The sequence below is a fragment of the Gemmobacter aquarius genome, from assembly GCF_003060865.1.
Taxonomy (GTDB): Bacteria; Pseudomonadota; Alphaproteobacteria; order Rhodobacterales; family Rhodobacteraceae; genus Paragemmobacter; species Paragemmobacter aquarius.
Genome location: NZ_CP028918.1, coordinates 2,747,586 through 2,761,102, shown reverse-complemented (window position 1 = coordinate 2,761,102; position 13,517 = coordinate 2,747,586). Strand labels below are relative to the sequence as shown.

At 64.7% G+C, this 13,517-nt stretch carries 12 protein-coding genes; 4 read left to right on the top strand and 8 right to left on the bottom strand.

All coding sequences use genetic code 11. The features are described from left to right. Window positions 1-11 precede the first annotated feature (11 nt). Window positions 12-998 (top strand): cytochrome c oxidase subunit II, encoded by a 987-nt coding sequence (locus HYN69_RS13315; protein ID WP_230426411.1) that lies wholly within the window; start codon window positions 12-14, stop codon window positions 996-998. Next, window positions 995-3,532 carry a cbb3-type cytochrome c oxidase subunit I gene (locus HYN69_RS13310; RefSeq protein ID WP_108436164.1) on the top strand — a complete coding sequence of 846 codons (2,538 nt, stop codon included), beginning with the start codon at window positions 995-997 and terminating at the stop codon, window positions 3,530-3,532. The genes HYN69_RS13315 and HYN69_RS13310 overlap by 4 nt, the downstream gene beginning before the upstream one ends. A 17-nt stretch (window positions 3,533-3,549) precedes the next feature. On the opposite strand, the gene HYN69_RS13305 is transcribed toward HYN69_RS13310, so the two are convergent. The 8 genes from HYN69_RS13305 to HYN69_RS21485 all read right to left on the bottom strand — a co-directional run bounded on the left by HYN69_RS13305 (window position 3,550) and on the right by HYN69_RS21485 (window position 10,467). Continuing rightward, window positions 3,550-4,527, bottom strand: a complete 978-nt coding sequence (locus HYN69_RS13305; protein WP_108436163.1) for a 2-dehydropantoate 2-reductase — start codon at window positions 4,525-4,527, stop codon at window positions 3,550-3,552. A gap of 4 nt (window positions 4,528-4,531) precedes the next feature. Then, window positions 4,532-6,079: an acyl--CoA ligase gene (locus HYN69_RS13300; RefSeq protein WP_108436162.1), complete on the bottom strand. Its 1,548-nt coding sequence runs from the start codon at window positions 6,077-6,079 to the stop codon at window positions 4,532-4,534. Between the two features lie 47 nt (window positions 6,080-6,126). Next, entirely contained in the window at window positions 6,127-6,879 is a 753-nt protein-coding gene (locus HYN69_RS13295) for an ABC transporter permease (protein ID WP_108436161.1), read from the bottom strand. Between the two features lie 9 nt (window positions 6,880-6,888). Beyond that, window positions 6,889-7,686: an ABC transporter ATP-binding protein gene (locus HYN69_RS13290; protein ID WP_108436160.1), complete on the bottom strand. Its 798-nt coding sequence runs from the start codon at window positions 7,684-7,686 to the stop codon at window positions 6,889-6,891. Next, the gene (locus tag HYN69_RS13285) at window positions 7,673-8,434 is read right to left on the bottom strand and encodes an ABC transporter permease (RefSeq protein WP_108436159.1); all 762 of its coding nucleotides are present in this window, start codon (window positions 8,432-8,434) and stop codon (window positions 7,673-7,675) included. The genes HYN69_RS13290 and HYN69_RS13285 overlap by 14 nt, the downstream gene beginning before the upstream one ends. Window positions 8,435-8,505: 71 nt before the next feature. After that, window positions 8,506-9,468, bottom strand: coding sequence for an ABC transporter substrate-binding protein (locus HYN69_RS13280; protein WP_108436158.1), 963 nt, complete (start codon window positions 9,466-9,468; stop codon window positions 8,506-8,508). Between the two features lie 103 nt (window positions 9,469-9,571). After that, entirely contained in the window at window positions 9,572-10,084 is a 513-nt protein-coding gene (locus tag HYN69_RS13275) for a FadR/GntR family transcriptional regulator (RefSeq protein WP_230426410.1), read from the bottom strand. Between the two features lie 65 nt (window positions 10,085-10,149). Next, complete coding sequence (locus tag HYN69_RS21485; RefSeq protein ID WP_230426409.1) at window positions 10,150-10,467, bottom strand: hypothetical protein; 318 nt, start codon at window positions 10,465-10,467, stop codon at window positions 10,150-10,152. Between HYN69_RS21485 and HYN69_RS13270 the strand changes: the two genes are divergently transcribed. Both HYN69_RS13270 and HYN69_RS13265 read left to right on the top strand, forming a co-directional pair. Further along, on the top strand, window positions 10,440-11,123 hold the full coding sequence (locus HYN69_RS13270) for a fumarylacetoacetate hydrolase family protein (RefSeq protein ID WP_108436157.1): 684 nt from the start codon (window positions 10,440-10,442) through the stop codon (window positions 11,121-11,123). The genes HYN69_RS21485 and HYN69_RS13270 overlap by 28 nt on opposite strands. A gap of 75 nt (window positions 11,124-11,198) precedes the next feature. Further along, window positions 11,199-13,421, top strand: coding sequence for an NADP-dependent isocitrate dehydrogenase (locus tag HYN69_RS13265; RefSeq protein ID WP_108436156.1), 2,223 nt, complete (start codon window positions 11,199-11,201; stop codon window positions 13,419-13,421). The last annotated feature ends 96 nt before the right edge of the window (window positions 13,422-13,517 follow it).

Sequence of the window (13,517 nt, the reverse complement as noted above, 5' to 3'; positions counted from 1 at the left end):
CCTGCGAGGGGATGATCTGGCCGATGTCGATCAGGGCAAGCATCTGCATGGCTGTTCCGGCTTTTGCCGCGTCGGGCTGCACTGGCGTGCAGTCGGTCTTTTCGGATGGCGGGGCCGATGCCATGCAGCTTTCGCAGCTGTTTTACTGGATGCTTGGCGGGGCCGCGCTGCTGTGGGTCGGGATGAACGGCGCTTTCCTTTATGCCACGCGCGGCAAGTCGCGCCCCCTGTCGCGCAAGGGGGCGGGGCGGTTGATCGGGCTGGGCGGGATCGCACTACCGCTGGTCGTGCTGACGCCACTGTTGGCCTATGGCCTTTCGGTAATGCCGGACCAGCGGGCGGCGGGGACAGGCCTGCGGGTGACGGTAACGGGGGAAAGCTGGTGGTGGCGGGTGGAATACTGGCCGAAGGGGGCGACTGCTCCGGTGGTTTCGGCCAACGAGATCCGCTTGCCGGTGGGGCAGCGCACCGAGATCGAGCTGGTCGGGCGCGAGGTGATCCATGCGCTGTGGATTCCGGCGCTGGGCGGCAAGATGGATATCGTTCCGGGCCGTGTGAACCGCATGTCGCTGCATCCGGTGCGGGCAGGGGTGTGGCGGGGGCAATGCGCCGAATTCTGCGGACTGTCGCATGCGATGATGGCGCTTGATGTCGTGGCGATGGAGCCGGGGGAGTTCGACAATTGGCTTGAGGCGCAGGCGGGCGGTCTGGGCGCTGGCGTCACGGATGCGGGGTTCGGGCTGTTTCAGGCGCAGGGCTGCGGGGGGTGTCATACGCTGCGCGGGACCGGGGCGCGGGGGGCGGTCGGGCCTGACCTGACCCATCTGGGCAGCCGGATGACGCTTGGGGCGGGCGTGCTCCCGATGACGCCAGAGGCAGTCGCCGACTGGCTGCGTGCGCCGCAGGCGTTCAAGCCCGGTGTGGCGATGCCCGCCTATGACCATATGACGCCACAGGATATGCAGCGGCTGGCCGTCTGGCTGCGGGGGCTGGAATGAAGGGCGTGTTCCCCCCGACCGAAGCGATGCTGTCCGAAGAGGTGCCGGGCGATCTGCGCCGCGCACAGGACGAACGGCTGCGGCGGGTCTGGGCCGCGCCCACGGGCTGGCGCTATTGGTCGGATGTGAACAACCTGTCCATCGGCATCTGGTACACGCTGACCTGCTTTGTCTTCATGCTGGCGGCGGGGGTGCTGGCGTTGTTGATGCGGGTGCAGTTGGCGGTGCCGGAGAACAGCTTTCTGTCGGCGGACCGTTACAACCAGTTCTTCACCATGCACGGGTCGGCGATGATGTTCCTGTTCGCCGTGCCGATGTTCGAGGCGGTGTCGATCCTGCTTTTGCCCGCGTTCCTCTCGGCCCGCGACCTGCCGTTTCCGCGCCTGTCGTCCTTTGGCTACTGGTGTTTCCTGATCGGCGGGGTCTTTGTGCTTGGCTCGGTGCTGTTCGATGCCGCGCCAAGTTCGGGGTGGTTCATGTATCCGCCGCTGGCCACGGCCGAGAAAGGGGTGGGCGCGGATGTCTGGTTGCTGGGATTGAGTTTCATCGAGGTCGCCTCGATCGCGGCGGCGGTGGAGTTGATCGTGGGCGTCTTGAAGTGCCGCCCGCCGGGGATGCGGCTGAACCTTATCCCGCTTTATGCGTGGTATGTGCTGGTGGTGGGGGTGATGATCCTGTTCGCCTTTCCGCCGCTGATCGCGGGGGATTTCCTGTTCGAGTTGCAGCGCAGTTTCGATTGGCCGTTCTTCGACCCTGCGCGGGGTGGCGATCCGCTTTTGTGGCAGCACCTCTTCTGGATATTCGGCCATCCCGAGGTTTACATCATCTTCCTGCCCTCGGTCGCCTTGGCTGCGATGATCGTGCCGACGGCGGCGCGGACGCCGATGGTGGGTTATTCGTGGGTGGTGCTGTCGGCGGTGGGTACCGGCTTTCTGAGCTTTGGCCTGTGGGTGCATCACATGTTCACCACGGGGTTGCCGACGATCTCGGTCGGGTTCTTTTCGGCGGCGTCCGAGGCGGTGGTGTTTCCGACGGGGATCCAGTTGTTCTGCTTTGTCGCCACGTTGCTTGCGGGGCGGGTCAGGATGATCCCCCCGATGCTGTGGATCGCGGGGTCACTTGCGATCTTTACGGCGGGCGGGTTGACGGGGGTGATGGTGGCGATAGCGCCCTTCGACTGGCAGGCGCATGACACGTATTTCGTTGTGGCGCATCTGCATTACACGCTGTTTGGCGGCTTTGTCTTTCCGGTCATCGCGGGGGCGATCTATTTCTATCCCGCCGTTACGGGCAAACTTCTGTCCCCGAGGGCCTGCCGCCTTGCCTTCTGGCTGGTGTTTTCGGGGTTCAACCTTGCGTTTCTGCCGATGCATCTGACCGGATTGATCGGCATGCCACGGCGGGTGTTCACCTATCCTGCCGGACTGGGGTGGGACGGGCTGAACATGCTGTCGACCGTGGCGTCCTTTGTCATCGCGGCAGGGTTTGCCGTGCTGGCGTGGGAGTTGGTGCGCCCGCTGCGCGGCAAGGCCGATGCGGGAAGCAATCCGTGGCAGGCCGGAACGCTGGAATGGGCGGGGGAAACCGACGAGCGGTGGGGGATACGGTCGATCCCATACGTCGATCACCGCTATCCGCTGTGGCAGGAAAAGCGGTTTCAGGAGCGTATCCGCAAGGGGCGCTACTATCTGCCCGACGCGCCCGAGGGGCTGCGCGAGACGATGGTCACATCGGTCATCGATGCGACGCCTGTGCAGGTGCATCGCTTGCCGGGGTCGGCCTGGATCACGCTGGTGGCGGCGGGGTTCACGGGGGGCGCGTTCATCTTGCCGGTGTTCCACATGTATGTGCTGGCCGGAGTTTCGGCGGCGGGTGCGGTGGGGGCGGTGCTGGTGTGGCTTTATCAGGGGATTGCCCGCCACCCCGAGGCCGAAAGCAAGGATGCGGGGCTGGGGCTGACCTTGCCGCTTTATGCGTCGGGTCCGGCTTCGGTGGGCTGGTGGGCGGTGTGCATTACGATGATCGCGGATGCGACGGCTTTTGTCAGCCTGATCTTCGGAGTGTTCTATTACTGGACTGCGCGGCCCGATTTTCCGCCCGAAGGGGCAGCGCATGCCGAGGCGGTCTTTGCGCTGGCGGCGCTGGGCGCGGTTTTTGCTGCGTGGGGGCTGACGGTGGCTGCCCGCAGGCTGAACAAGGGCGGGCGCGGTGTTGCGGCGGCGCTGTGTCTGGCCGTGGCTGCCTTGGCTTCGGTCGCGGGGGCTGCGGCATTGCTTTGGTCGCTTCGGGTGAACGGGTTGGACCCGACCCTGCATGTCTATCCGGCGATGCTTTGGGCCATCGTGATCTGGACGGTGGCGCATCTGGTGCTGGGGGCGGTCGCGCAGGGCTTTGCCTTTGTCGGGCTGGTCTTCGGGGCGATCACGCCGCGCTATGACGCGGTTTTGTGGAATATCGCGCTGTTGTGGCATTTTGTGCTGGTGACGGTGGTCTTGACGGTCGCGCTGCTGGCAGGGCTGCCGCGCCTGATGTAGGCCGAACGCGGGCGGGTTCAGTAGACCCCGGCGGTTCGGGCGCGCAGGGTGACGAGGGCGAGCACGGTGTCGATGGTGGGGGTTGGCGTGCCTGTGATATGGCCGAGTTCCTGCACCGAGCGGACCAGCGCGTCGATTTCCAGCGGGCGGCCTGCGTCGAGGTCTTGCAGCATCGAGGTGCGGTGCGCGCCGACCGCCGCGCCGCCATCGATGCGCCGTTCGACGTCGATGGGGAAGGTGACGCCCAGCTTTTCGGCGATTTCCTGCGCCTCGACCATCATGCGGCGGGCGACATCGCGGGTGCCGGGATCGGTGCAAAGCACCTCGAGCGTGGCATGGGTCAGGGCCGATATAGGGTTGAAGGACAGGTTGCCCCAGAGCTTGACCCAGATTTCGTCGCGCAAGCGGGGGCGGACGGGGGCTTTCAACCCTGCGGCTTGCAGGGCTTGCGACAGGGCGGTGGCGCGGGGGGATTTGCTGCCGTCGGGTTCGCCGAGCGAGAAGCGGTTGCCTTCGATATGGCGGATGGTGCCGGGTTCGCTGACCTCGGCCGCTGGATAGACGACGCAGCCCAGAACGCGGTCGGGGCCGAAGCCGTTCCATTGCAGGTTGCCCGGATCGACGCTTGAGAGGCGCGTGCCTTCCAAGGCGCCGCCGATCTTGTGGAAATACCACCATGGCACGCCGTTTACGCCGCTGACGATGGTGCTGTCAGGGCCGATCAGGGGTTGCATGGCGGCGACCACGGGCGGGACGGAATGGGCCTTGAGCGTGACGATCACGTAATCCTGCGGGCCGAAGTCGGCAGGGTCGGCGCTGGCGCGGACAGGCACGGTGACGGGGGCTTGGCCTTCTTCCAGCAGGGTCAGGCCTTTGGACTGGATCGCCGCCAGATGCGGGCCGCGGGCGACGATGCAGACATCGGCCCCGGCTTGGGCGAGTTTGACGGCCATGTAGCCGCCGATGGCGCCTGCGCCGAAGATGCAGATCTTCATGGGTTTACGCCGCCCCGCCTGCGGACTGGGTGCCGAGGCCCAGCTTTTCTGCAAGCCCGATGCGTTGCAGTTTGCCCGTGGCGCCCTTGGGGATTTCATCGAGGATCACCACGCGGCGCGGAACCTTGAAATCGGCCATGCGGGTGGCGGCGAAATCGCGGATTTCGCGTTCGGTGGCGCTGTGGCCTTCGCGCAGGACGACGGCGGCGGCGACCTCTTCGCCGAGTTTGGCGTGGGGCATGGCGAAGGCCACGACCTGCTGCACGGCGGGGTGATCGAGAAGCACGCCGTCAACCTCGAGCGGGCTGATCTTTTCGCCGCCACGGTTGATGATCTCTTTCAGCCGGCCCGTCAGGCGCAGGTAGCCTTCGTCGTCGAGCGCACCCTGATCGCCGGTGCGGAACCAGCGCAGGCCATCGGCCTCGAAGAAGTTCTTGGCGTTGGCATCGGGGTTGCCTTCATAGCCCGGCGTGACGTTGGGGCCGGAAATCACCACCTCGCCGGTGCCATCCGTCAGGCGGTTTTCGACTTCGTGCGCGATGCGGAGCAGGGGGCCTGCGGCGATGCCGACCGAGCCGGGCTTTTGCGCGCGGGGCGGCAGGGGGTTGCAGGCCATCTGGTGGGCGGCTTCGGTCATGCCGTAAGCCTCGATCACGGGGGCGTTGAAGGTGGATTGCAGCTCTACCATCACTTGGGCGGGAAGCGAGGCGGAGGAGGAGCGCAAAAAGCGCAGCGGGTGGGCGGCGATGACATCGCGGTTGCGGGCGGCGCGGGACAGGATGGCCTGATGCATGGTCGGGACGGCGGTATACCATGTCGGCTGTGCTTCGGTCATCCAGCCGAAGAATTTGAGCGCATCGAAGCCCGGCGCGCACCAGACCGACCCGCCCGCCGCGAGCGAGGCTGTGACGGCCGCGACAAGCCCGTGGATGTGGAAAAGCGGCATGACGTTCAGGCAGCAATCGGCGGGGGTCAGGGCGAGCGACTGGCCGATGTGGCGGGCCGAGGCGGCGAGATTGGATTGGAGAAGCGGCACGATCTTGGGGCGTGATGTGGTGCCCGAGGTGTGCAGGATGAGGGCTGTCGCATCTGCATCAGGGCGGCCTTGGGCGGCGGGGGTGGGGGCTGCGGGGCCGGTCAGGTGGAATTCGCCCGCGGGGCTGGTCGTATCGGCATGCAGGCGCAGGATGACCATGCCCAAGGGTTCGGCGGCGGCGAGCGCGGGGCCGTCATAGCCTGCGGGAATGACGAGCGCCTTGGCTTGCAGGTCGCCCAAGTAGAAGGCGTATTCGGCCTGTTGATAGGCGGGGTTCAGCGGGGCCGTCACCGCCGCCTGCGCGATGGTAACGAAGGCGGTGGCCATTTCGGGGCCATTTGGCAGCACGATTGCCACCCTGTCGGAGGCGCCGATGCCAAAGCCGCGCAACTGCTGTTCGACCCGTGCGGACAGAGCGCGCAGGCCCGCGTAATCCATCCATGCACGCCCCGGAGCGCCGATGGCACGGGCATTCGGGGCAGCGCCCGCGATCAGGCTGTTCAAGGTGGTCGTCATCGCTTGTTCCTTTGGCAGTCGGGCTTGGCACTTTCGGGGCGGGTTCGTCAGCGTGATGCTGCGTAATAGGACACTTTCCGCTCGAGAAAGCCAAGGAACTCGGACAGCACAAAGGCGAGACCGAAGAGGACGATCAGCACGGCCCAGAATTCGGCCATGAGGAACTTGCTCGAGTAAAGTTCGAACAGCGCGCCGAAGCCGACGATGGAGATGAGGAGCTGGCCGATGATGACGCCCTTGACCGCACGGATGACGCCGATGCGGACGCCACCGAGGATTTCGGGAAGGGCGGCCCAGAAGTAGATCTTGAAGAAGGCATCGGTGGGCGTGGCGCCGAAGCTGCGCGCCATTTCGACGAGCGAGCGGTTGATCTGGCGCACGCCTGCGCGGGCGTTCAGGATGATGATCCAGATGGCGAAAAGCGTGGTGGTGATGATGACGGTTTTGGTGCCGAAGCCAAAGAGGACCATCAGCACGGGGACAAGGGCGGTCAGCGGGGCCGACAGGAAGATGTTAACCCAAGGCAGCAGCAACTCGTCCAGCAGGCGGCTTTTGCCCATCAGGATGCCGACCGGAATACCGATGATGACGGCAAAGAACACGCCCGCCCAGAAGGCATAGGCGGTGACCCTGAGCGCGTTCAGGAAGGCCTTGGTGGGGATAAGGCCGACAAGGGTGACGAGAACCTCGGAGAAGGGGGGGACGAAGAAGGTCAGTTGCAGCTGGCCCACCACCTCCCACAGCAAGGCCCACAGGATCAGGGAAGACAGGGCCGGCAGTTTGTAGCCGAGAAGATACATGGCGCGCCCCTATTCGACATAAGCGCGCAGCGAGGCCCAGATACTGTCGACGATGTCGAGGTATTCGGGATCGCGGCGGATGTTGTCGACGCCCTTGTTGCGGAAGCTGGAGGGGCGGATGATTTCGGACACGCGGCTGGGGCGGGGCAGAAGGATGGCGATCTGGTCCGAGACGTAGACCGCTTCCTCGATCGAATGGGTGACGAAGATGAAGGTTTTCTTCTCGTTCTGCACCAGTTGCAGCAGGTCTTCCTGAAACTTGCGGCGGGTCTGTTCGTCGACGGCCGAGAAGGGTTCGTCGAGAAGCAGCACCTGCGCGTTGACCGAAAGGGCGCGGGCAAGGCCGACCCGCTGGCGCATGCCGCCCGAAAGCTGGTGCGGGAATTTCTGTTCGAACCCGGCCAGCCCGACCTCGCGGATGTATTTTTCGGCAATCGCTTCGCGTTCCGATTTGGCCACGCCGCGCAGTTCCAGACCGAAGGCCACGTTGCGGATCACCGAGGCCCAGGGCAGCAGTGCGAAATCCTGAAAGACGAAAGACCGGTCGGGTCCGGGTTCGGTGACGGGCTTGCCGTTCACCTCGATCTGACCGGACGTGGCGGGCAGAAGGCCTGCGATGATCTTGAGGAGCGTGGTCTTGCCGCAGCCCGAGGGGCCGAGCAGCGAGGTGAGTTCGCCGCGCGGAAAATCGAGCGACAGGTCTTTGAGCGCCTGCACATCGCCGTAGACTTTCGAGACGTTGCGGACCGAGACGGCGATGTCGGCGGGTGCCGCGCCCTGTCGTGCATCTGGCTTAATCTGAGACATATCCACGGTTGTTCCCTTCAAAGAGGACGTTTTCCAGCTTTTCGAGCAGGTTGAGGAAGAGCACGGCCAGAAGGATGATCGAGAAGATCGCGGCATACATGCTGGGGTAATCCGCAATCGAGCGGCTGTAGGTGATGATGTCGCCGACCCCTGTCGGCGTGATTTTCAATTCGGACAGGATCGCGCCGATGAAGCCCGCCGACACCCCGAGCCGGAGGCCGGAAAAGATGACGGGCGAGGCGGCGGGAAGGATGATCTTCAGCAGGACGTCGCGTTCCGAGGCGAGGAAGGAGCGCGACATCTCTTTCAGCGAGCCGGGGGTGTTGCGGACCGCCGAGGCGGTGTTCAGGACGATGACCGGCATGGCCATGATGCAGACGACGAAGACCTTGGACGTCAGGCCGATGCCGTAGACCATGACGAGGATGGGGATCAGCGCGGCAAGCGGGGCCGCCTGCATCACGACGAAGATCGGCGAGAAGAGCCAGTCAAAGCGGGCGGACAGGCCGATCCAGAGGCCGAGGCCGATGCCGCTGACCGCCGAGATGGCGACGCCGACGACGAGGGGGCGCAGGGTTTCGCCGTAGGCCACGAAGATGCTGCCGTCGAAGGTCATCCGCAGCAGCGCGGCCATGGAATCGATGAAGGTGGGGAAAGCGTATGACACGGGCACGCGGCCCGCGATTTCCCAAGCGCCAAAGACGATGGCCGCCGACAGGAGTTTGAGGAGGAGGGATCGGTGTATCATCGGTCCGTTCCGGCGCTGGGGGAAGGGAGGGGGGGAGGTGCCGCCGGCGCGGGCTGCGCCGGCGGAAAGGGTCACTTCATCGCCGCGTCGAGCGGGGCGAAATACCAGAAGTCTTCGGCGTTCAGCGTGGACGGATCGCCTTCGAGCTGGCCCGAGAGCGCATACCATTCGAGGTCTGCCGCCGCCGCTTCGCGCCCGCCGCCGTTCGGATCGTAAAGACCGCCCGCGACGGCATCGGTGTAAAAGCCGTCGAGTTCGGCCAGGATTTCGGCGGGCAACTGGCCGATCGGGCCTTCGGGATCGGTTTCGCGGCTGATCAGGGTGGGGTCGGCGCTCATTTCGGTCCAGACCGAATGCAGCGATTTGATCAGCGTGTTGACCGCTTCCTCGTTTTCCTTGATCCAGTCGAGGTTGGCGAACAGGGCTTCGTCGCTGGCTTTCACCTCGAACATCGGCAGCGAGTTGAAGCGGTCACCAGCTTCGGCGATGATCTTGTTGCGGTTCGACAGATCGAGGATCGTGGCTTCGGCCTGACCGGCGAGCATGGCCACCACACGCTTGTCGGATCCGGGCACGTAGGAGCGGTCGCCGAAGGTGATGCCTTCGCGGCTTTCGATCACATTGGCGATGGCATCGGTGCCGCCGCCGCGCGAGTGCAGCATGATCGGCACGCCGTCGAGGTCTTTCAGCGTGTTGTAGTCTTTGGTCGCCACGGGGAAGAACACCAGCCGCGACAGCTGGAAGATGATCCGCACCGGCGCCTTGGACCGCTGCATGGCGGCATAGGGCGTGCCGAAAGCGATATCCATGTCACCGCTGAGGACCGCCTGAATGGCGAGTTCCTCTTCGGCAAAGGCGGTCCATTCGTAATCGACCCCTGCCGCCTTGGCGCGGTCGAGCGCGACGAAAAAGGCGGCCATTTCATCAGATGGCGGTTCGGCCAGCGCGATGCGGATGGTTTCGGCCTGAGCGGTTGAAACAAGCGCGCCCAGCATGAATGCGGCACCGGCCAACTTGGCAAAAATCGTCGTCATGGCTCTCCTCCCTGAGAATCCGTTTCAGTATGGGCCTTGGTCCGGCGGGCTTCGTTTTCTGTCCCTTGCCGGAGTGGTCGTTCGTCGTGGTCGTTCGTGGTGCTCACACCTCGCCGAACAGTCGTTTGGCGACCGAGCCGAGGTGTTTTCGCATGGCGTCATAGGCGGCCCCCGCGTCGCGGTTGCCGATTGCGGCGGCAATGGCGTCGTGTTCGGCAAAGCTGGAATGGTCGGGCGACGGTCTGGTCGTCTCACGCGTGACGCTGCCCCATGCGACGGCGCGGCGGACTTCGTTCAGCTGGTCGAACAGGGCGAGGAGCAGAAGGTTGTCGCTCGCCTCGGCGATGGTGCGGTGGAAGATGTCGTCCTGTTCTTCGTAGTCCTTCCACGTTGTGGCAGATTTCGCGCGGTCGATGGCGCGCTGCATCTTTTGCAGCGTCTCGCCCGAGGCGTTCACCGCCGCTTCGCGGGCGATTGCGGGTTCGATGGCAAGACGGGCGCGCATCATGCGGAAAGGGGTAAGCTGGCGTCCGAGTTCCAGCACTGCATTGCTGGGCGCGCGGGCCGTGGTGCCGTCCGAAACGAAGGTGCCCTTGCCGACATGCCGCCAGATCATGCCATCCCGTTCAAGCGCGTCGAGCGCCTTGCGAAGCGTGGCGCGCGACAGGCCGAGTTCGTCGGTCAGGTGCCGTTCGGGGGGAGTCTTCCGCCCCGTTCATACCCGCCGTCGATGATGAAGCTCCGCAGGCGGGCGACTGGATCCATCGTGGCGGCCTCGTTGTCATTCACGATCAATTCTCCAAAATTGGTCAACCAATTTACGACAGGTTTCCTGAAATACAGGGTATATCGCGCCAGACCATTGTCAAATTGATTTTGCTTTGACGTGCATAGTGGATCAATGCGGGATTGATTTCCGACGATCGCAAAGTTACCGTCCGCAACAAATCCATCCCGCAAGAGGCTGACACATGTCTGATTTCGTGATCCCAGCGCCATCCGTTCCGTCCATTCCGGTCAGCGGGGGCGGGTCATTTCCCGTGCGTCGCGTCTATTGCATCGGGCGCAACTATGCCGCCCATGCCATCGAGATGGGGCACGACCCGGACCGCGAGCCGCCGTTCTTTTTCCAGAAGAACCCCGACAACCTCGATTCGAGCGGGGAGTTTCCCTATCCGCCGCACAGCACCGACGTGCATCACGAGGTGGAACTTGTCGTGGCGCTGAAGTCGGGTGGCACGAACATTCCGCTCGACCGCGCGCTTGACCATGTCTGGGGCTACGCGGTGTCGCTGGATATGACGCGGCGCGATTTGCAGGGCGAGGCAAAGAAGCTGGGTCGCCCGTGGGAGATCGGAAAGGCGTTCGAGCGGTCGGCTCCGGTCGGGCCGCTGATTCCGGTTGCAATCTCGGGACCGCTCGCGTCGGGGCGGATCGAGTTGAAGGTGAATGGCGCGCTGCGGCAAGAGGGCGATCTGAACCAGATGATCTGGAAGGTGCCCGAGATGATTTCCTATCTGTCGGAATATTTCGAGCTGCAGGCCGGTGACATCATCATGTCGGGCACGCCTTCGGGTGTCGGACCGGTCTTGCGCGGCGATACGATGGACGCGATGATCGAAGGGCTGGGGAGCCTGACCGTCATGGTCGTGTAAACCCGTGCTACGGGGGGCGGCTTGCGGCCGTTCCCCGCTCGGACCCGTATTCGCGTTTCAACAAGGCTGATTGCAATGACTGACCAGACCGCTTCCGACATCATCGTGACCAAGGTGGACGAGGCGCCGCAGCTTGCGTCGGCTTCGCTTTTGCCGGTCATCCGCAGCTTTGCGGCGGCGGCGGGGGTGTCGGTCGGGACGCGGGACATCTCGCTTGCCGGGCGGATCATCGCCGCCTTTCCCGAACGCCTGACCGAAGCGCAGCGTCAACCCGACGATCTGGCCGATCTGGGGCGGCTGGTCACGCTGCCGGGGGCGAATGTGATCAAGCTGCCCAACATCTCGGCTTCGGTGCCGCAACTGGTGGCAGCGGTGCGCGAGTTGCAGGCGCAGGGCTATGATCTGCCCGATTATCCCGAAGCGCCCGCAACACCGGAGGAGGTGGAAAGCCGCCGCCGCTATGATGCGATCAAGGGGTCGGCGGTGAACCCCGTGCTGCGCGAGGGCAATTCCGACCGGCGGGCGGCGGTGGCGGTGAAGAATTACGCCAAGGCCAACCCGCATTCGATGGGCCGCTGGTCTGCCGATTGCAAGACCCGCGTGTCGACCATGGCGCAGGGGGATTTCCGGTCGAACGAACGGTCGGTCACGCTGACGGCGGCGCAGGCGGGCAAAGCCCGGATCGAGCATGTGGGACTGGATGGCACGGTGAGAGTGCTGAAACAGGGGGTCGATTATCCGGCGGGAACGGTGGTCGATGCGACATTCATGTCGGCGCGCGCGCTGCGGGCGTTTCTGGCCGAACAGGTGGATGCCACGCAAGCGGCGGGGCTGCTGTTCTCGATCCACCTCAAGGCCACGATGATGAAGGTTTCGGACCCGATCATCTTTGGCCATGCGGTCAAGGCGTTCCTCGCGCCGGTGTTCGACCGCCACGGGGCGGCAATGCAGGCGGCAGGGATCGATGCGAATTCCGGTCTGGGCGTGATGCTGGAGCGCATCGCCGATATGGCGGGCGGGGCCGCCATTCTGGCCGAGATCGAGGCCACGCTAAAGGCGCGGGCGCCGCTTTACATGGTCAATTCGGATCGCGGGATCACCAACCTGCATGTGCCTTCGGATGTGATCGTTGATGCCTCGATGCCCGCGCTGATCCGAGCCGGTGGCAAGGGCTGGGGGCCGGATGGCAAGGCCGCCGATACCAATTGCATCATTCCCGACAGCTCCTATGCCGCTGTCTATGACGAGACGATTGCCTATTTCAAAGAGACCGGCGCGCTTGATCCGGCCACGGCGGGAACGGTGCAGAACATCGGGCTGATGGCGCAGAAGGCCGAGGAATACGGGTCGCACCCGACGACCTTTGAAATCGCGTCGGACGGGGTGGTGCGGCTGATCGCGGCGAATGGCGATGTGCTGCACGAGCACGCAGTAGAGGCGGGCGATATCTGGCGCGCGGCATCGACCCGCAAGGCGGCGATCGAGGATTGGGTGCGGCTGGCCATCGACCGGCAGCGGGCCGAGGGCTGCGAGGCGATCTTCTGGCTCGACCGCGACCGCCCGCATGATGCCGAGCTGATCGGCTATGTCGAGCCGATCCTTGCGGCGGCGGGTGTGACCGACCGGTTCGCCGTTCTGGCCCCGCGCGCGGCCACGCGCCGCAGTTTCGAGACGATCCGCAAGGGCGGAACGTCGATTGCCATCACCGGTAACGTGCTGCGCGATTACCTGACCGACCTGTTCCCGATTCTGGAACTGGGCACCTCGGCCAAGATGCTGTCGATCGTCAAGCTGATGAACGGCGGCGGCCTGTTCGAGACCGGCGCGGGCGGGTCGGCCCCCAAACATGTGCAGCAGTTGGTGGAGGAAAACCACCTGCGCTGGGATTCGCTGGGCGAGTTCTGCGCGCTTGGCGAGAGCCTGAAGTTTCTGGGCGAGACGACCGGTAACGACAAGGCGCGTATTCTGGGCGCGGCGGTCGATGTGGCGACGCAAGGGGTGCTTGACCACGACAGGTCGCCCCAAGGCAAGGCGGGGCAGACCGACAACCGCGACAGCCACTTTTACTTTGCGCTCTATTGGGCCCAGGCTTTGGCCACGCAGACGGAATCGCCTGAGCTTGCCGCGCGCTTCGCGCCGGTGGCCGAGGCGTTGGCGGCGAACGAGGCGGTGATCTGCGCCGAACTGGCCGCCGGGCAGGGCAGCCCTGCCGATCTGGGCGGCTATTACCATACAGATGCAGCAAAGACGGTTGCGGTCATGCGTCCTTCGGCAACGTTCAACCGGATCATCGGCTGACGGGACCGGAGCCGTGTGGTGCGGGCCGGGTGAAGCGGCCCGCACTTTCGACACAGGTTCTGCACGTTCCCCCGTTGCGCCGCGCAAATTCCTTTT